The sequence below is a fragment of the Sulfurimonas sp. NWX79 genome, from assembly GCF_039667035.1.
GTDB classification, from domain to species: Bacteria; Campylobacterota; Campylobacteria; order Campylobacterales; family Sulfurimonadaceae; genus Sulfurimonas; species Sulfurimonas indica.
This window is the reverse complement of record NZ_JALCZL010000017.1, coordinates 16,053-38,437: the sequence shown is the minus strand read 5'-3', so window position 1 is coordinate 38,437 and position 22,385 is coordinate 16,053. Positions and strand designations below refer to the sequence as shown.

General features: G+C 37.4%; 23 protein-coding genes. 14 read left to right on the top strand and 9 right to left on the bottom strand.

Features of this window, described 5'->3' with window-relative positions; genetic code table 11:
• Positions 1 to 203: 203 nt before the first annotated feature.
• The 3 genes from MNY27_RS07935 to MNY27_RS07925 all read left to right on the top strand — a co-directional run bounded on the left by MNY27_RS07935 (position 204) and on the right by MNY27_RS07925 (position 2,879).
• A complete protein-coding gene (locus tag MNY27_RS07935; RefSeq protein WP_346392077.1) occupies positions 204 to 449 on the top strand; it encodes a hypothetical protein in 246 nt (81 codons plus the stop codon).
• Positions 450 to 500: 51 nt separating this feature from the next.
• On the top strand, positions 501 to 2,246 hold the full coding sequence (locus MNY27_RS07930) for a DUF3987 domain-containing protein (RefSeq protein ID WP_152183162.1): 1,746 nt from the start codon (positions 501 to 503) through the stop codon (positions 2,244 to 2,246).
• A gap of 357 nt (positions 2,247 to 2,603) precedes the next feature.
• Positions 2,604 to 2,879 carry a type II toxin-antitoxin system YafQ family toxin gene (locus MNY27_RS07925; protein WP_346392076.1) on the top strand — a complete coding sequence of 92 codons (276 nt, stop codon included), beginning with the start codon at positions 2,604 to 2,606 and terminating at the stop codon, positions 2,877 to 2,879.
• Positions 2,880 to 2,968: 89 nt separating this feature from the next.
• Here the strand turns inward: MNY27_RS07925 and MNY27_RS07920 are convergent, their stop codons facing one another.
• A complete protein-coding gene (locus tag MNY27_RS07920; RefSeq protein WP_188109417.1) occupies positions 2,969 to 3,142 on the bottom strand; it encodes a hypothetical protein in 174 nt (57 codons plus the stop codon).
• Positions 3,143 to 3,778: 636 nt separating this feature from the next.
• Between MNY27_RS07920 and MNY27_RS07915 the strand changes: the two genes are divergently transcribed.
• The 8 genes from MNY27_RS07915 (at position 3,779) to MNY27_RS07880 (ending at position 8,766) form a co-directional block, all read left to right on the top strand.
• Entirely contained in the window at positions 3,779 to 4,087 is a 309-nt protein-coding gene (locus MNY27_RS07915) for a nucleotidyltransferase domain-containing protein (protein ID WP_346392075.1), read from the top strand.
• Complete coding sequence (locus MNY27_RS07910; protein ID WP_346392074.1) at positions 4,080 to 4,433, top strand: HepT-like ribonuclease domain-containing protein; 354 nt, start codon at positions 4,080 to 4,082, stop codon at positions 4,431 to 4,433. Before MNY27_RS07915 ends, MNY27_RS07910 begins: the two co-directional genes overlap by 8 nt.
• 133 nt (positions 4,434 to 4,566) lie before the next feature.
• Positions 4,567 to 4,842, top strand: coding sequence for a hypothetical protein (locus tag MNY27_RS07905; protein ID WP_152183167.1), 276 nt, complete (start codon positions 4,567 to 4,569; stop codon positions 4,840 to 4,842).
• A gap of 43 nt (positions 4,843 to 4,885) precedes the next feature.
• Positions 4,886 to 6,109, top strand: a complete 1,224-nt coding sequence (locus tag MNY27_RS07900) for a hypothetical protein (protein WP_152183168.1) — start codon at positions 4,886 to 4,888, stop codon at positions 6,107 to 6,109.
• 9 nt (positions 6,110 to 6,118) lie between these two features.
• The gene (locus MNY27_RS07895) at positions 6,119 to 6,997 is read left to right on the top strand and encodes a zinc ABC transporter substrate-binding protein (RefSeq protein WP_152183169.1); all 879 of its coding nucleotides are present in this window, start codon (positions 6,119 to 6,121) and stop codon (positions 6,995 to 6,997) included.
• Positions 6,988 to 7,743: a metal ABC transporter permease gene (locus MNY27_RS07890; RefSeq protein ID WP_152183170.1), complete on the top strand. Its 756-nt coding sequence runs from the start codon at positions 6,988 to 6,990 to the stop codon at positions 7,741 to 7,743. The genes MNY27_RS07895 and MNY27_RS07890 overlap by 10 nt, the downstream gene beginning before the upstream one ends.
• A complete protein-coding gene (locus MNY27_RS07885; protein WP_152183171.1) occupies positions 7,740 to 8,171 on the top strand; it encodes an isoprenylcysteine carboxylmethyltransferase family protein in 432 nt (143 codons plus the stop codon). Before MNY27_RS07890 ends, MNY27_RS07885 begins: the two co-directional genes overlap by 4 nt.
• A gap of 148 nt (positions 8,172 to 8,319) precedes the next feature.
• Positions 8,320 to 8,766 (top strand): hypothetical protein, encoded by a 447-nt coding sequence (locus tag MNY27_RS07880; RefSeq protein ID WP_152183172.1) that lies wholly within the window; start codon positions 8,320 to 8,322, stop codon positions 8,764 to 8,766.
• Positions 8,767 to 8,768: 2 nt separating this feature from the next.
• Here the strand turns inward: MNY27_RS07880 and MNY27_RS07875 are convergent, their stop codons facing one another.
• The 5 genes from MNY27_RS07875 to MNY27_RS07855 all read right to left on the bottom strand — a co-directional run bounded on the left by MNY27_RS07875 (position 8,769) and on the right by MNY27_RS07855 (position 14,940).
• Positions 8,769 to 10,685, bottom strand: coding sequence for a LapD/MoxY N-terminal periplasmic domain-containing protein (locus MNY27_RS07875; RefSeq protein ID WP_188109418.1), 1,917 nt, complete (start codon positions 10,683 to 10,685; stop codon positions 8,769 to 8,771).
• On the bottom strand, positions 10,682 to 11,305 hold the full coding sequence (locus tag MNY27_RS07870) for a transglutaminase-like cysteine peptidase (protein ID WP_152183174.1): 624 nt from the start codon (positions 11,303 to 11,305) through the stop codon (positions 10,682 to 10,684). The genes MNY27_RS07875 and MNY27_RS07870 overlap by 4 nt, the downstream gene beginning before the upstream one ends.
• A gap of 47 nt (positions 11,306 to 11,352) precedes the next feature.
• Positions 11,353 to 12,849: a radical SAM protein gene (locus tag MNY27_RS07865; protein WP_346392073.1), complete on the bottom strand. Its 1,497-nt coding sequence runs from the start codon at positions 12,847 to 12,849 to the stop codon at positions 11,353 to 11,355.
• Between the two features lie 188 nt (positions 12,850 to 13,037).
• A complete protein-coding gene (locus MNY27_RS07860) occupies positions 13,038 to 14,483 on the bottom strand; it encodes a methyl-accepting chemotaxis protein (protein ID WP_346392072.1) in 1,446 nt (481 codons plus the stop codon).
• On the bottom strand, positions 14,455 to 14,940 hold the full coding sequence (locus tag MNY27_RS07855) for a PAS domain-containing protein (protein WP_346392071.1): 486 nt from the start codon (positions 14,938 to 14,940) through the stop codon (positions 14,455 to 14,457). The genes MNY27_RS07860 and MNY27_RS07855 overlap by 29 nt, the downstream gene beginning before the upstream one ends.
• Before the next feature lie 73 nt (positions 14,941 to 15,013).
• Between MNY27_RS07855 and MNY27_RS07850 the strand changes: the two genes are divergently transcribed.
• On the top strand, positions 15,014 to 16,138 hold the full coding sequence (locus tag MNY27_RS07850) for an MFS transporter (RefSeq protein ID WP_152183178.1): 1,125 nt from the start codon (positions 15,014 to 15,016) through the stop codon (positions 16,136 to 16,138).
• Positions 16,139 to 16,177: 39 nt separating this feature from the next.
• Complete coding sequence (locus MNY27_RS07845; protein ID WP_152183179.1) at positions 16,178 to 17,257, top strand: HD domain-containing phosphohydrolase; 1,080 nt, start codon at positions 16,178 to 16,180, stop codon at positions 17,255 to 17,257.
• Between the two features lie 22 nt (positions 17,258 to 17,279).
• On the opposite strand, the gene MNY27_RS07840 is transcribed toward MNY27_RS07845, so the two are convergent.
• Together MNY27_RS07840 and MNY27_RS07835 are read right to left on the bottom strand one after the other, a co-directional pair.
• Positions 17,280 to 17,597 (bottom strand): DUF309 domain-containing protein, encoded by a 318-nt coding sequence (locus MNY27_RS07840; protein WP_188109419.1) that lies wholly within the window; start codon positions 17,595 to 17,597, stop codon positions 17,280 to 17,282.
• On the bottom strand, positions 17,584 to 17,907 hold the full coding sequence (locus MNY27_RS07835; protein WP_152183181.1) for a hypothetical protein: 324 nt from the start codon (positions 17,905 to 17,907) through the stop codon (positions 17,584 to 17,586). The genes MNY27_RS07840 and MNY27_RS07835 overlap by 14 nt, the downstream gene beginning before the upstream one ends.
• 50 nt (positions 17,908 to 17,957) lie before the next feature.
• On the opposite strand from MNY27_RS07835, the gene MNY27_RS07830 reads away from it, so the two are divergent.
• Complete coding sequence (locus MNY27_RS07830) at positions 17,958 to 20,750, top strand: SUV3 C-terminal domain-containing protein (RefSeq protein ID WP_152183182.1); 2,793 nt, start codon at positions 17,958 to 17,960, stop codon at positions 20,748 to 20,750.
• Positions 20,751 to 20,756: 6 nt separating this feature from the next.
• Here the strand turns inward: MNY27_RS07830 and MNY27_RS07825 are convergent, their stop codons facing one another.
• Positions 20,757 to 22,376, bottom strand: coding sequence for a methyl-accepting chemotaxis protein (locus tag MNY27_RS07825; protein WP_246153794.1), 1,620 nt, complete (start codon positions 22,374 to 22,376; stop codon positions 20,757 to 20,759).
• Positions 22,377 to 22,385 lie beyond the last annotated feature (9 nt).

Sequence of the window (22,385 nt, the reverse complement as noted above, 5' to 3'; positions counted from 1 at the left end):
AAAAATATGATTACTTTACATCGTGGATTGAGCAAAAGTTTGAAGCTTAATTTAGTTGATTATTATTTGGTGAATTATAAGTAAAATTAAAAAATTAAGCACCCGTTTTTTTAATTAAGTCTATTTTTACAAGATTTATAAATGAAGAATTAGGAGAATATATTCCAAAAATTTGTTTAAGTAAAGATGTTCAAGAAAGGGTAATGCAAATATTAAATGATATAGATTTAGATGCGTATGGGGATTATTTAACAGAACTTATGAGTAAGGTTGGATACCGGGAAGTAAATAATCATATTACGGAGATTATTGCATCTTTTCATCCATATATGATGGAAAACAGAAAAGAAGAATTTGAGGCAATGAGCGGAAAAGAGTTACAAGTGGCTTTGGTTAATTACATTAAAGAAAATTTGCAAATTTGCAGTAAAGAAGACGAAACAATTTAAAAAGGGAGAAAGCAGGGGGGATAGAGAATAGTACCCCCTGTAAATAAAACCATGAATGAGAATTATAACATAAATGCAGAACAAGCAGTTTTAAGCTCGCTGTTGTATGCACCTGAAAGATTTACAGAGTATAGTAAAGAGCTGAATAAAGATATATTTTTTCCTATAGGGCATAAAAATATCTATGAGGCAATGTTGGCACTAAATGAGCGGAACTTGCCTATAGAAGAGGAGTTCATTAAAAAAGAGTTGTCCAAGAATGGCAATTTTGATGAAAATGTACTTATCCAAATTATGGTGAAAACGCCAAGTAACTATATAGTGAACTATATAAAAGAACTTCAAGAGTTACATATAAAACGAGAGATATATGAAGCTACTATAAAGTTTCAACATGGGGAGATAGACCATATAAAGCTTTCCTCGTTGATTACAAAAGCAAACAGCTTATATAAAAAAGAGGAAGAATCAAAGCTGCCAAAAAGGGAGTATGAGCATTTAACTCCTTTCATGAAGAGCTTATTTTATGATTTGAAATCAATAAATGAATATCCAGATGGAATGGTGTTTTCTGTCATGCTAGCATCAATGGCCGGACTCATAGGAGCAAGAGCAAAGATTACTAATACAAAGAACATTACCGTATTTCCGGTTATATGGTCTATGATAGTTGCCCCGTCATCTTTAGCCGCTAAATCAACACTCTATAAGTTCGCAAAAGAGTGTGTTTTTGGAGATATTCAAAATAGATACTATGATGAGTATGAAGAAGAAAAGATAAATTATAAAACTTTGTATAAAGGGTATATGGCATTGCCAAAAGAAGAAAAGCTACAAACAGATGAGCCAGAAGAACCGGTGTTAAAGCAACTTATCTTTCACGCTGGCGGAACACCCGAAGCAAAGATTAAAAGTTTACATCACAATCCAAAGGGCGGTGTTGTATTTTATGATGAAATGAAGTCGGAGCTTGAAAAAGGAAATAGTAACGAAGAGTATAAAGCATTGAAAACATCACTATTTGATGGGAGTGTCTTTCATAAGGAACTCGTTAAGGGTGGGACAATGATATTGCGAACTCCAATTTTAAGTGAAGTCGGTTTGATTACGGAAAAATGGCTTTTGGATGCTACACATAAAAATGACATAGCAAGCGGATATATGGCACGGTATCTATTTAGTGTGCATCCAAAATTAGATTTTAAACCATTACAGATTAAAGATATTCATATAGACAAAAAGAAATATGCGGAAGTTGGTGAGTTTATTTTAGATATGTTTGAAAAATATGATGAGCCGGTAGAATTTAGATTGTCAAAAAATGTTGTGCACAAATACATAGAGTGGTTTAATGCATATTCAAGTGATGCATTTTATACGGAGACAGAAGAGGAGATAGCATCATCTGTGAGACTTGGAACATATGTGCTTAAGTTTATGCTCATTAGCTATATTTTTAATAATGCATATAAAAAGATAGATATTTTGGCAAGTGATAATATGCTTGAAATACCAGAAGAGTATTTTTATGAAGCGCTTGAAATCATGCAGATTTTTAGAGAGGGAAGTGATAAGTTACTAAGTCTCTTTGATAAAGCAGATAAATTGAACTATAAAATAGATGATTATGTGCAAAAACTTTATAAGAAAATAGACAAATCACCAAATGGAAAAATAAAGAGATCTGCGGCAGTCAATACAAGAGGATTAAATAGGGAAAAAATAGACCATCTCATAGCAACAGGGATGTTAATATCGACAAAAATCGATAGAACGGAATATTTGAGTAAACCATAGATGCGCTAGAAGCGTTTTTATGGGTATAAGTACACGCAAGAAAAGAGAAAAGCGTTTCTAGCGTAAATATAGAAAATAAAAAATAAGTAAACTTACTTTTTTCATACTTCCAATATGAAGAGAAGGCGACAGATTAAAGGACAAGGAATATTTACAATAATTATGGCTTGGATAAATAGTAGAAGTGAATGTGAATATGATTTAATATTTTTAGGAACTTTTATTTTGGATATGACATGTATTGAATTTATGATGGGAGGTGCACAGTAGAAAACTATAAACGGATTTAAAAATTTAGTCGTCGAGTTCTAGCTCGACAACCAATTTACATTTAAACATAGATACAGGGAGGTAAGCATGTTTAAATATTTTAAGACACGGAAGTATAGCAAAAGTTATAATAAAGTAAGATTAGCAAGTAAACAGTTACAAAGGTTGCAAACTTACATCAAGTTACTTTTACAAGGGGAACAGTTACCAAAAGAGGCTAGAGACCATAAGCTCTTAAAAGAACATATCGGATGCAGGGAGTTTCATATTGCCGGTGACCTAATTGTTGTATATAAAAGAGTTCAAGGTGTACTAGTCTTTGTTGATATTGGAAAGCATGCCAAAATTTTTAATAGCATGTAGATTATATACCTGGTGTAATCATACCAGGTATATATTTTAGTACCTTGCCGACATGGAGGTTGGCAGTACAGGACAAGGATGTCCGAAAGTTAAAAGAGATTTTTTATGTATGCAAATACATCTGCCCAGTAGTAAACTTTATATTCTCCTGCAATCATTATCCCGCCATTGTATAGCTCATAACTGATAGCAATCAGTAAACCTAAAATCAAGCCTGCAAAAGCTGAAAATAATCCTCTCGTGATACTTAATGATTTAGTCATAATAATTCCTCGCATTTTAAAAATTATAACAAGTTTTTAGTGAATCTGCTAAAGGGATATAAAAAGAAGAAATGTAAAAGGGTGTATAAGTGTATAAGTTGTATAAATATATTTATATATATCCCTATATATAGGACTTTAAAGCCTATTTTTACTCCATTTAGAGTTATACAAGACTTATACAACTTATACATTTTGTATAACTCTCATCTTCCTACACTTCCAGACTTATACACTTTTGTATAACTCTTATACGCTAGTGTATAAGTCTAAATAGCCTTGAAACATCGTAATTTAGGGGTTTTTTGTCTAAAAAAACGAAAGTTATACACTTATACGCTCTTCCAGAGAGGGAAAAATAAAAAGACAAGGTTTTTAATGCAAAAGAGGCTTATTGTAGTTAAATTATTTTCCTTTGTTCCAGTGTAAAAATATATTGAATATGCAATTTGTAAAAAATCGCCCTAAATACCTATCCTAAGTGATTGGGGAGTAATGTTTTTGTGTAGCGGGTTGGACATAGGAACGGATAACGGATGTAATATTGGAGTTGTTTCGGAAAAATTCGCTAAGTAGTATGAGGAATGGTATGGTTTGTTGATGAGAAGTGAGTGTGCAGTATGATATAATACCCATATGAAAAAAGAACAAATACTCAACTATCTTAGCAGTGTTAAAACGAAGTACCAAAAAGAGGGTTTTATGATTAAGGCTCTTTTTGGTTCCTATTCTCGTGGTGAAGCAGATGAAAAGAGTGATGTTGATATTCTTGTAGAAGCCACTCCGGAGTTTGCAGCGCGCTATGGATTTGGAGCGATAGAGCGTATCTGTGAGATAGAAAAAGAACTCAGTGCTGCACTGGGTACAAAAGTAGACCTGGCAGACAGTACAGGCATGGGAAAAACTGCCAAAAAGTTCATTATAGACAGAGCGATATATGTCTAAAGAATCCATTGCAAAAGTACACCTCATAATTGAGAAAATCGAATACATAGAGCAGATAGTACAAGAAGCCGGAAGCATTACCGGTGCACTTGAAGATGCAGTTATCAACAGGCCGGCAATTCTTATGCATCTTACAGCAATAGCTGAACAGTTTAACAAGCTCAAACAGTCTCATGCAGATGATATTTTGAGTGCTTTTGATGATAAAGACATTAAGGGAATGTATGATGTACGAACATATATTGCGCATGATTATGAAGGCGTTAATCTTGCCATCGTAGAATGGATCATAAGAAACGGACTTCCAAAGTTTAAAACACAGTGCAAAAGAGTGATAAATAAATAATTGTGTTACCTATATGTTACCTTTTTTAAAGAAGATATGGATAAAGCACCTATATATAGGGATTTTGAGCATATATAGAACTGGTGCTGTCCACCATTCTTCTCTTTTATACCAATTATGTTAACATTTCATTATGATAAGTAGATTTCTTAGAAAATATCTTAGTATTGTTTTCGTACTTGCAACACTTATGGGTACGATGCATCATCATAATGATCTCAAGCAGCATAGTGATTGTCAGATATGTACGATTCAGTCTAGCATTGCGCATGCAGATACACCTGTTGATGTTGTATATCTCACGCAGCTTGATATTTACAGAGAATCTATCGTCACACAACTCACAACACTTCATGATAAGCAGTCTGAAAATCCACTTCACGCAAGAGCTCCTCCTTTTTTCTCCTAAACTTTACAATTAAACAACTATTTTTATAACGGAGAAACAGACAATGAAAAAAATATTAGCTTTGTCTCTTTTTGCCTCTGCAATACTTATGGCAGAGAGTGAAATTGATGCTATAAAAGCAGAATTGCAAGCACAAAAAGAGACGACACAAAAACTAGAAGAGAAGCTTGATGCATTGAGCCGACAACAAGAGAGTACTTCTGTAAATAGAAGTGCAAGTTTTTCACAAAATGCTTATCTGCCAGATATTGCGTTTATCTTAAATATGTCTGCTGTTGGCAGAGATGTAGCAAATGGAGACTATGAAAACTTTGCAATTCCGGGCTTTATTGATGCCTCAGGTGCAACGATGCCATTTAACAAAGAGAGAGGTTTTAATCTTAACTATGCAGAGGTTGCTTTACATTCTGTAGTCGATCCATATTTTGAGGCAGTAGTCTATTTCCACTTGCAGCCAAATGAGTTTGAGATAGGTGAGGCTTATGTACAGACAACATCGCTTCCATATTATCTAAGAGTAAAAGCTGGAAAATTTAAGAGCTCTTTCGGTCGTATAAACTCCAAGCACCACCACTCCTGGTATTTTGATGCACAGCCCATCATCTATAAAGCTCTTTTTGGACCAGATGGCATCAGTGACCCTGGTGTACAACTGCAGTGGATAGCCCCAACTGATGCTTATTTGATGTTTGGAGCAGAAGCACTTCAAGGGACAAATGCGAGAAGTTTTGGCGACAATGAGAGTAATAATCTCTATGTAGGCTATGTTAAGTCAAGTCTTGATGTAACAGATGAGCTCTCCATTCTTGGTGGTATCAGTTATGCGCACGGAAAAAATACAACTACAAATGCGACAGACGTTTATGGCCTTGACTTGACACTGCGCCAAGAGCTTGGGAGTTACTCGTTTCTTCTTTGGCAGAGTGAATATCTTCACAGAGAAAAAGAGCTAGCTACAAGGAGTGATACGCAGGCAGGTCTCTATAGTGAGCTTATCTATCAGTATGATAAAAACTATGCGGCAGGCTTTCGCTATGACGCCATTACAAAGAATGAAGCAGATTTGACTTCTTACAATGGTGTCGATACGAGTGGTTTGGATAAGTACAGTGTAATGGTAGAATATAAACCCTTTCCTATGTCACGACTGCGATTTTCTTACTCTTATGACAGAACAAAAGTCATTAATGATGAAAGACGTAACATCAATGAAGTGATGCTTAGTTTAAACATCGCAGCCGGTGCACATAGTGCACATGATTATTAGGAGAGTAAAATGAAAAAGATATTACTAACACTATTACTAACATCTGTACTATTTGCTTCGCTAAAAGTAGATACAACATATGCGACACTTGGTGCAGTAGCAAAAAAGATAGGCGGTGATGCTATCGAGGTGACTGTTTTAGCTTCGCCTCAGTACGATCCACACTTTATTACACCAAAACCATCACTGATAGCCAAACTTCGCCGAGCTGATCTACTCATTATCAATGGTGGAGGTTTGGAGATAGGTTGGTTGCCCCCACTGCTGAGAAATGCCAACAACCCAAAAATTCGTAACGGCGCAAAAGGATTTTTAGATATATCACACGCTATTGCGATGATTGAAGTACCGACTTCTGTTTCTCGTGCTTATGGGGATGTGCATGCACAAGGTAATCCGCATTACTTTACTGATCCGTATAATATCTTACTCATTGCAAAAGCGATAGAGCAAAAACTCATAGAACTTGACCCAAAAAAAGAACAGTTTTATAGCAAAAATTTTGAGCAGTTTGAAAAAGAGTGGCAAGCCTATCTCAAGAGTTTTGATGCAAAAATGACAGTGTGTACAACAAAAAAAGTGATAGAGTACCATGAATTATATGACTACTTTTTAAAGCGTTATAGCATTAAAAGCTATGGCAACATCGAACCGCTTCCGGGAATTGCACCAAGTTCAAAACATACTGTTGCACTCATTAACACTATAAAAGAAAATGGCATAAAAAAGATTTTACAGGATGTTTATCATGAGCAAAAAACGGCAAAGTTTATTGCTGCAAAAACCGGCGTAAAAGTCGTTGTTATCCCGCATGATGTCGGAGCAGTAGAAGAGAGTGATACTTTAGAGAAGTTTTACGACACAATAGCGAAACGAATATGTCACTGATAGAACTTTTTTGGCCGGCATTTTTGCTGGCCTTTATACTTGTCTTTATTCACACACTTTTTGGTTTGGAGATTATCAGACGAGGTGTGATTTTTACAGACCTGGCGATAGGGCAGTTCGCTGCTATTGGGATGGCTCTTAGTATTGCATTTATGGATGGAAGCTATCAGACGATACTGAGCTTTTCTTTTGCCATTCTTGCAGCACTTATTATCACATGGGCAACGAAAAATGTTGAAAAGATTGAGGCTTTCATTGGTCTTTTGTATGCTTTTGGGATTGCTGTGATAATGTTGGTTTTGGCACAAAGCTCAGAAGGAACCGAACTCTATTCAAAACTGAGTGCGGCTGATATTTTATTTACATCACCGAATGATTTTTACAAAAGCATGGCTCTTTACAGTGCTGTTAGTCTTGTTATGTTTGTTCTTTATCCAAGACTGCAGGGGATAAAAAAAGAGTTTTTGTTCTTTGTGATGCTAGCTGTAACTGTAACCTCTTCAGTACAGTCTGCTGGAGTTTTGGTTGTTTTTGCACTGCTTATAGCGCCCTCTTATGCAGGAGTGATGCAAAAACGATTTAACTCTTTTGCTTTTGCAACACTTTTTGGATCTTTTGCCCTCGTTATTGCCCTTGTGGCATCTTACTTTTTAGATTTGCCAACCGGTTATGCAATCATTTTCGTAACAGTTACCTTTTCACTGCTCTTTGTGGTATTATTGAGCATTATAAAAGGAAAGAGATGAAAAGTAAAATATTGGTTTTTTTACAGTTCTTTATTATATTTTTGATGCTTTTGCCCCTTGGAGAAAAGATGCATTATCTTTATGCAGGTATGTTTTTCTCTGTAGCTGGTGTAATCATAGGCTTGCTCGCGATCAATACACATGAAAGAGGAAATTTCAATATTCGCCCAGATATCAAAGAGGAGTGTGAGCTCGTTACTCATGGTATCTATACCTATATCAGACATCCGATGTACCTTTCTGTTCTTACTATAATGTTAGGTGTAGTGCTTATCTATTTTAGTTTTTATGAAATTGTTCTCTATATAGTTTTAGTGAGTGTTATGCTTACAAAACTTTTTTATGAAGAACATCTGTGGCAGTACCACAGCCAAGAGTACGAAGTCTATAAAAAACATACAAAAAGGCTTGTTCCTTTTATATTTTAACAATTCGATATAATAAGATAGACACAAAGGGCAGGTGTATACGATTTTATCTCTCGTTCAGACAAAGAGTTTTGAAGAAGAGCCAATTCAAGCCGGTTTGTATGATCTAAATCGTTATGCCAGAAGACCATGGAATAAGGAGTAGGTGATGGATATTGTTCTTCTTATAAAATCCATAATGGGTCTGGTCGTAATTTTAGGGATTTTAATAGCATTTTTTCTCTATACTCCAAGTGGAAAGAAAAAAGAAAAAAAAGAGAAAAAAAGTTATATACAACCGAGTAAGCCAAAGCCAAAACATGAACTAAAGGACCTGCTTGCAGTTATTCGCAATAAGCATGCAACAACTGAAGAACTAGCGGAGGCACTGGAGCTAATCATCAAATATCATGGGCATATTCATCCAAAACTTGGAATCCGGACACATTCTGATTTTGATATCTATTCAGAGGTACTTTTGCGTATTTGTCGCCATCCCAACACAAACAAAGGTATCATCATAAAGTTTGATAAAGAGTTGGAGAAATTAAATCCAGACTATGTCAGGGAGATAAACGACTCTCTGACAAAGGGGCTCAATTCAAGAGGAATATAGTTCTAAAAACTGTCTGTAATCGGACCTTGTACTTTATAGATATGAAGTTTTTGCAGTGCTGCGAGTTCTTCTTGGTCTTTTACAAAACTTGCAATGATTTCTATGCCAAGTGATTTTGTTACAACTTCAAGCGCATTCATAGACTCCTCTGTCTGGTCAAGCAGGAATGTGACATCTGCTTTGATAAACTCAGGATTAAGCTCTTTGAGATAGTTAAAATCACTGCTCTCACCTGTGAAAGCATTAATACCGAAACCAAAATTATATTTTCTAAAAAGATCAACAAAACCTTTGACTGTTGCGGTGTTATGTAATGCAAAACTGTCAGAGACCTCAAAATAGAGTTTGAAGTTCAATTTTTTCGCATAGAGATAAAAGAGTGTAGAGAGTTCATCAAATGCTTTTGTATCTTTTAAAAACTCATTAGAGAGACGAATGGAACAGATACTGTCTTTGAGCTCAGGATGATCGATGGTAAGTAGATTTTTGAGGGCTACAAGGTACATTTTACCAACAAGTCCAAGGTTGATAGCCGGTGCGATAAAGTCACCATAGTAGAAGTGTTTATCTTTCCCGCCATCAATAGTAAAGGTCATGACTTTATGATTAATTTCTTTGGTCTGTGTATCCATTGTTGCCCAAAACTTCAGACTAAAGTAGTTTTTCTCTATGGACTCTTCTAAAATAGCACGCCACTCTTCTTTTGGAAGGGCATTATGATTGTTCTCTTCATATACATAGATATTTTTTTGCTCATCCGCTTTGGCTTTTATCAGTGCATCATCAGCACGTGTAAGCAGATCACTGATGCTAACATCCGGTCTGTATCGATAGATACCGATGTTTATATAGACCTCTTTAGTGTTGATATCATATTCATCCGCAAGTTCCAGAAAACTCTCAAAGATATTTCTTGAGATTGATTCAGAGAGAAAAGATTCACAGTCTGGTAACATAAGCGTAAATTCGGTTCCATTCACACGAGCAATGAGATGTTCGTCAATGCTTTTTGATTCCTCTTTAAAGATATCTGCAAGAGAGCAAAAAAATGCATCGGCTTCTTTTCGTCCGAGCTGTTTGTTGAGAATCTCTGCACCGCTAAGGGCGATAAGCATAATACATCCACCATCATTTTTTGTCTCAAGTTGTAGTAGTTCAGGAAGTTTGAGCATAAGATAGCGGCGATTGAAGAGTTTTGTAACAGGGTCATTATAGAGGAGTTCACGGTTTCTTTGTGCTGCTTCATTTGCTTTATTGAAGATCTCTTCAACTTTTTTCACCATTGCGTTCATTGCGTGAGAGACCTCTTTAAACTCTGTAGTATAGGGTTCTTTTGTCTCTATAACAAACTCATTGTTGAGGATTGCTTCAGCTTGATGCTGAATGCGTTTGAGCGGTTTGAGGATGAAGTGCAGCATAATGCTTAAAAGGCTTAAAGAGATAGTAGCGAAAATCACAAACAGATAAAGCAGTTTTGTAAATGTTTGATAGAGTGCTTCATAAACGATTGCAGTGTCTGCTTCAACGGTGACTTTTCCGATAATATTCCATCCTGATGTTACATCAGATTTAACAGGCTTTAAGTGGATATCTGCAAAATCGATAAACCATGCAGGAACACCTTCTATTGGGTCGTTATCCTCTTGTTTGTAGCTGAAGCTTGCATCATTGGAGGTGAACTCTATGCGTTTGTAGTAGCCACTGTCAAATTCTGAGTCAATGACACTCGTAATCATAACAGGCTCTCCCCCGGTTTGGGCTATTTTGTTGGTTAGTGAGGAGATGTTGTTAACAGTAGTCTGGTAGAGACTCTCAACCATATCCTCTTTGGCTGTTTTATAGTTAATGACCATAACAGAGCCTAAAATTGTTATTATCATCAGTGAGAGTGCCAATGCCATCTGTTTAAATAGTGTCATAGTTTTTTCCTTTTCATATTGGCTTCGAGTTTCTTCCATTTTTTAGATTTTGGTCCGGTGTCTCCGTTTATCATCTTTATAACCTTGATAAGGTCAGGACGTTTAGATACCGGAAGAACAAGTCTGTTGTTGTTTCCTAAAATAAGAATGTCATTTTTAGATTTTGGATTTGGCACTTTAAAATAGGCCAAAACCATATGTGAACTCTTTTTCCCTCGTCTGCTTTTGTAGATTACATAAGCAAATTTCATTCTATGTGGGTCAATACCGAGTTCTTTGAGAATATAATACTTTGCAATAGTATAATCTTCACAGTCCCCTTTGTTTTTGCCGATAAACTCATAAAGCGTTGCCCAGTAGTCACTGACACCGTAAACTTTTTTATCACTTGCATACTTTATGAAGTTGACCCATGTGTTTACAGTGTTGAGCTTTTTCATAGTAGAAGCATTTTTTAGTTTCTGCAGTAAAGATGTGTTTATATCGGCAAAACGATTTTTTGCAAAAACGCCATATTTTTTCAGCGCACGCTCTTCTAGTTTTTTATCTATAAGCTGATCTGCATGCAGCACGGAAGAAGATATGATAAAAATCACGAGAAGCTTTGTCAAAAAATTCATGCTTTATTATACTATAGACTTCTTGCATAACTAAGATATATCTATTTTTACTGCTGTCTTTTATTAAATCCTGAAGTTCCAAGTTTGGCTTCAATTTGAAAGTTTTTTGCATAAGCTTTGAGATAAGTTGGGATGGCTCTGCCTTTGAGTTTCATCATATCTTGCAGCATTCGTTTGGCGACATCTTCTTCGCAGAGCTCTTTTACCTGCGTGAGATAGCTAAAGAGCAACTCGCCTTGGCGAGGCAGGGAGATTTTGTATGTGGAGTCGGTTTTGGCATATATCCAAAGTGAAAAAGCATAAAAGTTTTCATAAACGCTTGCATCTTGCCAAAGAAGCGGGAGTGATTTTTTGAAATTACCCGAGTTGTAGTAGAGGTCCCAAAAGCGTGCAAAACGCTTCATAATTTGAATATCTTTGAAAGAGAGCTGAGAGTTTTTTAAGATATCATAAGGTGGAATGTCACTGTAGACCATACCGTGCTTGATATCATGACGGTTAATGTGTGTGCCTGATAGTTTTTTGAGTATGCCGATTTGAATCTCACAAGAGCTCAGACGCATTAGCTCATCAAGGTTGTGTCCAAAACTCTCCAGCGATTCTCCTGGAAGACCGACAATCAAATCCAAATGGATATGCGCTGTTGTCTCATTTTCCAAAAAGGCGATATTGCTTTTGATTTTATCAAGCTTGAGTTGGCGTGAGATATTGTCTGCAACCTCAAGATTGAGTGTCTGTATACCGATCTCAAGCTGCAGGGCTCCATGGGGAAAGCGTTTTATCTTCTGGCGCAGACTCTCTGGAAAATGGTCTGGAATGACTTCAAAATGAGCAAAATAGGGTGGTTCTTTGGCTAAAAAGAAGTCCAAGATGCTGTTGGCCGTTTTCATGTTGAGGTTAAAAGTTCTGTCGACAAATTTAAAGTTTCTCGCTCCCCTTTGCCACAGTTTTTCAAACTCTTCTAAAACTTTCTCCAAATCAAATGCACGGACCTTTTCATCCATGGAAGAGAGACAGAACTCACACTCAAAAGGGCATCCACGTGAGACCTCTACATAGATATATCGGTTTTGGATATCATGGTCGCTGTAGTGCTCATACGGGAGATTTATTGCTTTGAGATTGGGTATGCTCATACGGATGATACGCTCATGGGCAGTACCGTTTTTGATATCTTTGCAGAGTTGATAGAATGCTAAATCACCTTCACCCTGGATAATATAATCAGCCAGATCAAAGTTCACACGGAAGGGTAGATAGGTTACTTCCGGACCACCTAAGATGATGGTAGTATAGGGTGCAACTTTCTTTAAGATATGAATGAGTTCATGGATTTGGCTTGCATTCCAGATGTAGACACCAAGTCCGATGATGTCAGGATTGTTATCAAGAAGCTTCTCTGCTACACTTTGGAGGGCATCATTGATGCTAAACTCTAAAATCTCTGTATGCTCACGCAACTCCTGCATATTTGCATAGAGATAACGAAGACCGATTGCTGAATGCGTATAGCGTGAGTTTAGCGTGCTTAAAATGATTTTCATAAAGGAAGTGTAACATAAAAAGAGAGATTAAAAGAAAAACAGCCAAGAGAAATAAAAGGGGAAAAACTCGGCTGTTTGAAAAATTTATAGGAGTATATGTGTCTCGCTTATGAAAGGGGGGAAAACATAATTGAGATGTAAAATTATAATAATTATAAGTAAATATTAGGTAAATATTAGGTAAATATCTAAGCTTTCCCTTTTTTCTCTTTGTATTCCACTAACATTTGGTCAAGTTTGTCAAATAACAGAGCGGATGCATTTTCCATTATAGCAAAGTTTTGTATGATTTTCTCTGGATTGTCATACTTGATAACAGTTCCTTCTTGAACAAACTCCATATTTTTAAAGGTCATTTTATGTACTTGAGCATGTGGTGCATCCATCTCTTTAAAGGCTTTTGTATGACCGAATCTCTCTTTACCGACACCCTCATACCATTTCCCCATACGGCAGTTGTGATGGTCAGGAAAGATTTTACTTGTATCATCATTGAGTACTGCTGAATATGCATTAGATTTAAAGAGGATATGGTCTACTTTTACAAGCGTTGTAAAGAGTCTGTTTTGGATGTTAATTGCTGCATTTGAAGCATCTTCTGCAAGATGATTTAAATCTTTGAAAGTTGTTTCAAACTCATTGATAACCGTACTGGACTCTTGAGCGATATTACTGATCTCATCAGAGTTGCTACGCATATCGTTTGCTTCTTGTTGGAGTGTTGAGATAGTAATTTCTATCTCATTTGTCGCTTTTTGTGTGCGTTCTGCAAGTTTTCTTACCTCATCGGCAACAACAGCGAATCCGCGTCCATGCTCCCCTGCACGGGCAGCTTCGATTGCCGCATTCAGTGCAAGAAGATTTGTCTGGTCGGCGATATCTTTTATAAGACCGATAACTTCGGAGATTTCACGGCTTCTGCCTTCAAGAGAGACAATACCTTCATGGGATGAGGCAATAAGTTCTACAAGTAAGTTCAGATGCTCGCCAATTTCCAAGACACTGCTGAGTGATTCTGCAGACTCCTTTGCAGTTTTTTGGGATACATCAACAATTTCACTTGCATCTTCCGATGAGCTTGTCAAATCTTGCTGAATAATGCCAAGACCTCTTGCGACACCACCCCCAAGAGAAGTAAACTTTTCGGACATCTCTCCTCGGATTTTTGTCTCATAGCCATCGGCAATAGATGCAATCGCCTTGTTGACGCTTACGGCAGTCGTTTTAAAGATACCTTGGAGCCCCTGTGGATAGGTATGACGATATGTTTTCCCTTTGGAAGCCGCTTCAATGGTTGTTGCAATGTCACGCATAAAAGCTTCGAGCTGGTCAATGGTATCGTTGAGAGCCCATGCGATTTTTGCATTTTCAGAGTTGTCGTTTGGAATGTTTGTAATACGATCTTCGAGTTCTCCTTTGGCTGCGTGAGCAAGAACCCTTTGAATATCTAATATGATTTTAGATGTTGAACTTGAAGAGTCCTGTGTTGGTATGAAAAGAGATGCGACCAAAACAAGAAGCAGAAGCGCAGCTAATATATAGTTGCTTGCAACAAGAGCATAGAGGGTAACAACAGCTAAAGCGACAAACAATACAAGGGACTGTTTATTTTTGAATAGAGATGATAAATTCATCGTAACTTACTCCTTCTTTATGTAATAGATCATCAAGGATCTTCTCACCGGCAGCTATACCACCACTTCTTTCTGCTTGAACCATCTGTTCATAAAGCGGTTTAATAAGAGCAAGTGCTTCAGGATTTGGTTTTCGTCTTACCGAATAATAGCCAATAATGTTACCTCTTGTATCAAAAGAAGCCGTTACATTGGCATAGACCCAGTAGGCATTGTCATTTTTTGTTTTGTTGATAACATAGGCAAAAATCTCCTGCTTGTTTTGGATACGTTCCCATAGAAGTTTAAATACTGTTTTTGGCATATCAGGATGACGCACAATATTATGTGGTTTTCCAAGAAGTTCAGCTTCTGTATACTCTGCCATCTCTATAAAAATTTTATTGACATAGGTAAGGCGACCTTTGGTATCTGTTTTAGATACGATGAAGTCATTTTCACTCATCTCTCGTAACATAATTTCCACCTTGTTTTTAGTGATAGGAAGTATTTTATCATAAAAGTATTACAAATGCGGTTATAATTTTAGAATGATTTTACTACTAGGCATCTTTTACTATTTTTATTTTTCTGTTGTCGGTATCTATATTATCTTTTTACCAAAGGTTTTAAGCGGCGTGGGCTACAGTGCCAGTGAGATAGGGATTATCTTCGCTGCTGCACCGCTTATTCGTTTTATATTGCCGTTTTTGTTTATGCGTGGATTGCAGTTAAACTCCAAGATATTTAATGGCTCTTTGGTTTTAGTCGCTGTGAGTGCATTCTCTTTTTATCTCTCGCTAGAGCATTTTTATTTTCTGTTGCTTTCAAACATTGGCCTTGGAGTGGGGCTTAGTCTGATACTCCCTTATGTTGAGCTTATCTCTTTGGACTCGATTGGTAAAGAGCGTTATGGGAAAGTGCGACTCTTTGGCTCGCTTGGTTTTATCATCGTGGCACTTGTGCTTGTGAAGTTTTTGTCATCTGCTTATGTCGCTTTAAATTTTTTATTTGTTTTGACACTAATCATGACAGCAGTTGCCTACTTTGTACAAAGCACTGCGGTGGCCAAGGAATCACAAAGCCAAGAGAACTATCAAAATGACATCCATCTTCTGCGTGATTATAAACTCTGGTTAGGACTGCTGTTGATGCAGATGAGTTTTGGTTCTTTTTATAACTTTTTTACAATCTATGAGACAGACAGAGGTATTTCGCTTGATATGACAATATATCTCTGGAGTTTTGGTGTTATCGTTGAGGTGGCAATGCTCTATTTTCAGGGAAGGTTTCTTCGCGCTAATCTTTTGAGCGTTCTGCAGATAACCATCTTTGCAACAATCATTCGATGGTTTTTGATTTTTGCATATCCGACAAACTTGAGCGTGCTCTTTTTTGCTCAATCTCTGCATGCACTGAGCTTTGCACTTTTTCACTCTGCAGCAATTTCTTACCTTTTTGCTAATTACAGGCACAAAAGTCTTGCACAGCAGTTTTTTTCAGGTATTACATATGGTTTGGGTGGGCTTCTTGGAGCACTGTTAGCGGGCTTTATCTATGAGTATTATGCCCAGCAGCTATTTCTAAGCTCTTCATTGATTGCATTCATGGCATTTGCAATGATCTCTTGGTATAAGCAGGAAAAAGAGAGAGGTGTCAAAGAGAGACTTTTTTGATATATTTGATATAATAGAATAGATGTAAAAAGGAAGAGTATGCAGGATGATTTTTTAAGCAGTGCTATCGATTTAAAATATATACTTGATTCTTTTAATAAAAATGTTATTTTTTCAGCTACTGATTTGAGTGGAAAAATTCTCTATGTAAGTGATGCATTTTGTGAGATAAGTAAATACAATGCAGATGAACTTATTGGAAAAAATCACAATATCGTACGCCATCCAGATGTTCCGGACACACTATTTGAAGAGTTGTGGCGTACAATAAAAGCAGGAAAAAGATGGGTTGGTGAGATAAAAAACAGAGCAAAGGATGGGAGTGACTATTGGGTTCTTGCTCATATTGAGCCCTATTTTGATGCAAAGGGTAAACATATAGGCTATCATGCTCTACGACACAATATTACAAACCAAAAGAAGATAGAGAAGCTCAAAGAAGAGATAGAGAGTATTAATGAGTATTTGGAAGTAGAGGTAGAAAAAAGAGTTGTAGAGGTTGTAGCGCTTAATAAAGAGATACGTGAAACACAAAAAGAGATTATATTTACCATGGGAGCCATCGGTGAGATTCGCTCAAAAGAGACAGGTAATCATGTCAAAAGAGTTGCTGAGTATTCAAAACTTTTAGCAAAATACTGTGGTATTGACAACTATTATGCAGAGATGTTAAAAGAGGCAAGTCCAATGCATGATATTGGCAAAATCGGTATTGCTGACAGTATTTTAAACAAACCCTCGAAGTTAACTTTTGAAGAAAAAGAGATAATGAATACACACACAACGTTGGGTTATGATATGTTACGACACTCTGATAAGGAACTTTTGCAAATTGCTGCAACAATTGCTTATGAGCATCATGAAAAATATGATGGAAGTGGATATCCGAGAGGTCTGCAAGGTGAAGAGATTAGTATATACGCAAGGATTACGGCCATTGCAGATGTTTTTGATGCCCTTGGAAGTAGTCGAGTCTATAAAAAAGCTTGGAGAGATGAAGATATTTTTAAAATGTTTGAAGAAGAGAAGGGAAAACATTTTGACCCGACTTTGATTGATATATTTCTTAATAATAGAGATGATTTTTTAAAGATAAGAGATAGATTTAGTGACTGTTAAATGAGAAAATTAATTGACTCTCTCACTGATTTAATTCCCTTTGAATGTGTTCGAGTGTACGTGAGAGTTTATAGTACTCATTGAGATAAGGAGAGTCTATAGAGAAGAGAAGTTGTCTGTATTTGAGGTAGTTCAGCCATACTTTTTTGCTCTGTTTTACTCTTCCGCGTTTGATAAGCTCCAAACTTACAGCAGCATTGATAAAGCCTTTGAGGAGTTTTGTCTCATTTGTCGCCTCAAAACGTTGAGGGAACCAGAGTACTTCAAGTGCCTCATGCGCATCATAAAAGCGTTCCTCACGCAGGCACGCTTTGAATTCGTCAATTTTACTCTGTGTCATTGTCATCCAACAGCTGCATATTTTTACGCCAGTAGCCACGTCCGCCTTTGAGTGAGATACAGTGGTGCTTTGGAAACTTCTCTTTATACTCTTGAAGTCTCTCCAGTGTAGCTTTCCCTGTATCACAGTAAAAGACAAAAACACTTCCCTCTGGGTACTCTTTCAGCTCATAAGGATTGTATGTAACGGTATCGGCTTTTTCTATAGGAGAGAGAACTGTGTCAACAAGAACTACTTTTTTTCCCTCTTTTTCAAAACGCTTTTTGTTTTCTAAAAACTCTTTTTGAGTCCATTCATTTGGGTAATTCATAGTGTAATTATATTGTGGCACTTTTAAGTTAAGATAAGTACAATAACATAATGGCAAAGAAAAATAAGAAAAACAGCAAAATCAATCAGCGGATACGAAAATTTTTTGATGGAGATCCTTTTGACGTAGGGATAGAGCGTGTTGAGAGTAAAACACTCAGCGAGCTTTTTAGTGCACTTGGTATCTATGATATCGAGCATAACAAAAAACTGATGGTCAAAACACTTCGTATGATATGGTCAGAAGCCGAGAGTGCGATGCGTCAGGATATCTTGCACTTTTTTGAAGCAGACGGAAAAGTTTATAAGTCCCAAAAGCCAAAAGATGAACCACACTTTAATCGCCAAGAGAAGATTGAAGCTATCTTGGCAGAGTTAGATGTCAATGATGAAGAGGCACTGCGTCTGCGTGAGGTGTTTTCTACAGTGCGCTCTAAGAAGATAACGATTGAGAAGATGGAGTCAAAGCTCCGATATATTCGTTTTGAGTTGAAAAAAGAGAAGCTCGAGCGTGAGCTGGAGGGTTTTTTTGATCTTGATAACAGTTTTGAGTTTAATGCTTCACTCAAATACGAACTGTATGAGCAGAGTTTTCATAAGATCTTAACACTGCATACAAAACCCTACTTCTATGAGTTCATAGAAGACAATCCCTATGAAGAGATAGTTGCAATCATAGGCAGGGACAAAGTAGCAGTCGTAGAACAAAAACAGCAGCAAATAGATGCCTTTTTACAAGGGCTTAAATATCCTCACGCATATCTCTCTACAAAAGAGATTTTGGATTCCCTGCGAGCTTCACCTCCTAAAACAACACTAACATATCCCTTAATGAGTGCGAAAGTTTTAAAGCGTATCGTCGCCCAGAAGATTGATGCCAAAGAGATAGAGCTGCACAGTGAAGAGGTACTTATTGTTGTAGATGAGCGTCTTACACTGCCATATTCGGAGCTGGAAGTTGCTTACAATCTGGAACTGCATATAGAACTTGATGGACTTTTAGAAGAGATATGGGAGTCCAAGCGTTTTAATTTTGATGCAGTCCATATTGAAGTAAAAAAAGAGTATGAGGATGAGTTTTTAGAAGAGCTGTGTGAGCTGGTAGAGGAGTGCAGAGGATATGCCGAATTGCTTCACTTTAGTGAGGAGGAGCTTCACGCAAGAGTCTATGAGTTCGTTTTGGAGTTATTACCAGGAACACTTCATCTCACGGAGAAGATCAAGCGAAAGATTACCCGAAGGTTTCTACACTCCATCCAAGGTGAGTTGATTAAAAAACAACGTCAGGAACTGCTTGCACGAACGATTCGTGATTTTAAAAACCTTTTTCCTGTTGCACGGGGAATGCAACGAAAACTGACACTGCATATAGGTCCGACGAACAGCGGTAAAACATATACGGCAATGCAGCAACTTCAAGAGGCAGATACCGGTTACTATCTTGCACCATTACGACTGCTTGCTCTAGAGGGGTATGAGACACTTAAATCAAAGGGAATAGATGCTTCTTTGATAACAGGAGAAGAGCAGATACTTGATGATGATGCGACACATATCAGTTCAACGATTGAGATGATGAACTATGATGTGGATGTGGATGTCTGTGTTATCGATGAGGTGCAGATGATAGATGACCGTGATCGTGGCTGGGCATGGGCAAATGCCATTATTGGAGCACCCGCATCTGAGGTGATAATGACAGGCTCACCAAATGTTAAAGATGCCATTATAGCCCTTGCAGAGTATCTTGGAGAAGAGCTTGAGATCATAGAGTTTGAGCGAAAAAATCCGCTTGAACTCTTAGAAAAACCGTGTGATTTTAAAGAGATAGAGGCAGGGAGCGCTGTGATAGCTTTTAGTCGTAAAGATGTGCTTGGTCTCAAACAGCGTCTCTCTGCAGAGTTTAGTGTGAGTGTTGTTTATGGAAATCTTTCCCCAGAGGTCAGACGTGAAGAGGCTCGACGTTTTCGTGAAGGAGAGACACAGATCCTTGTTGCCACAGATGCTATTGCCATGGGGATGAACCTGCCGATTAAGACTATACTCTTCTCAAAGGCTGAGAAATTTGACGGCATTGCGCAACGTAATCTTTTTGCTTCAGAGATTCAACAAATCGCCGGTCGGGCAGGGCGATACGGTCTACATGAAAACGGCTATGTGGGAGCACTCAATAAAGAAGCTCTTTCAATTATAAAGAAAAATTTTGCAAAAGAGCCAAAAAAGATAAAAACACCGTTTAAAGTGATGGCCTCGCTTGACCATATCAGGCTTGTCAGCTCTATTTTGGAAGAGAACTCGCTCGAGGAGATTTTACGCTTTTTTATTAAAAACATGGAATTTAACGGTCCATTTTATGCGGCAAGTTTGGATGATATGCTTGAGGCCTCACGTATAGTGGATTCATATGATTTGGATATCGCTACGAAGTATCATTTGGCATGTGCACCACTGACACTGAAATCTGCCTATATTATAGAGGCCTATGAGAGTTATATCCATGCGTTGGAGAAAAAGGAACCTGTTTACTACCATCCACCACGCCTGCAGGGTTCACATGCACAAACTTCTGATGAACTTTTGCGTGCAGAAGATATGGTCAAAGAGATATCTCTTTATCTTTGGCTCTCTTACAGGTTTGGTGAGAATTTTGTAGATGAAGAAAAAGCACGGCGTTATCGAGGTGTGTTGAATAAGTACATAGAAAATACTTTGCAACAGACACAGCTTGCACAGGTTTGTAAACTCTGTTCAGCTCCACTGCCGCTCAATTCAAAGTATGCGATCTGCCAGTCCTGTTTTCGAAAAAACTACACGCATAGACGGGGACCAAGACGCCCCCATTAAAAATTTCTAGCTTTTGAACTCATTGATGGTTGCCTGTAAAGAGGAGGCAACATCAACAAGTTTCTGCAGATCACTCTCAATACTCTCTACACTTGTTTTATTTGCAGTAGAGAGGGTCTCTATGTCGGTAATATATTGAATAATCTCTTTGAGATTTTCACTCATCTTAAGACTATCCTCTTTTGATTTGTTTGCAACTTGTGTCGAGTTGTCCATCGCATCGGTTGTGATGTTGATTTTTGCTTCGACATCTGCAGAGATATCAGCAAGTGCTTCAATGTTTTTGGTATTATGTGCCATTTTATCGCTGACATCATTAATGGCTTGAACAATTGTATTGACACTGATATCTATCTCACTGAGTCCTTTTTGTGTTCTCTCCGCCAGTTTTCTTACTTCATCGGCAACAACGGCAAAACCACGTCCGTGCTCTCCCGCACGTGCCGCTTCTATGGCAGCATTGAGTGCGAGCAGGTTTGTCTGTTCTGCAATTTCACGGATGATGTTGAGTACATCTTTTACCTGATCGGCATCAGTTTTAAGAGAAGAGAGCTCTTGATGCAGTTCAGCTTCTGTCTCTACAAAGCTGGTAACTTCAGAGCTTAAAGTATCTAGAGACTCTTTGGCACTGGAGAGTTCCTCTTCTGCTGCGAGAATTTTTGCTTGGGTTTCAGTAGCAGCTTCTATTGTCTCTCGTAAGATATCTTGAATAGCTGCACTTTTTTGACTAGTTTTTTCAACGAGTGCCTGTTCTTGTTGTGTTCCTTTGCGAATAACATGTGATGCCATCTCTATCTCATTGGCAATAGCTTTGTTTTGGTGACCTAATGATTTGACACTGTTTACAGTAGTCTGAATCATCTCTATAAAGTTGTTGACCTCATTGGCAGCCGCACCGAACTCATTTCCTTTTTTATAGGCAAGTCTTTTTGTCAAATCTTTATCACCACTGACGAGATTGGCGATTTTTGCTTTGAGTCGTTCAAGTGGTGAAAAGATCTCTTTGACAAAGAAGATAGAAGCAAGAATGGCAAAAAGAATACCTGCTACAACAAGAGAGATGAGTAGCATCATATTTGTGTTTTGAATTTCTGCATCGTTTTTATCAAGGGAGATAACAAGATCCATTGCTCCGAGTGCATCACCTACATTTACGTTATAGTGACACTGCAGACATCGTTTTTCTGCTATCATCGGTTTTATCATACGAATGGTATGATGGTTGTTTATATCCTTCTCCAAAATTTTTGTTGTTTTGTTGGTAAGCGCATCTATAAGAAGTGGATCATTTGTAAATTTTTCTGCAGGGGCATAAACTTCGATAACTGCTTTTGATTTGCCTATATCCAAATATTCGATACCATCAATTTTTCTGGCATGTTTAAAAGCATCCTGAACGATTTCTGGATCACCCATCATCATACTTGTTGTCATGGTTTGAAAGATGGATTCACTGAGCATTTTGAGTGATTTTTTAGCAGTTGTATTGGAGAGTTCATGAAGCGTAGATGATAGATAGTAGCTGATAGAGACAAGTCCGGCAATACTAAGCCCCAAAATAGAAATGATTACTTTTGATTTTACTGAATGAAACATGACAAGCCCTGTGAAAAATTTTTCTACCATTGTAGCTAA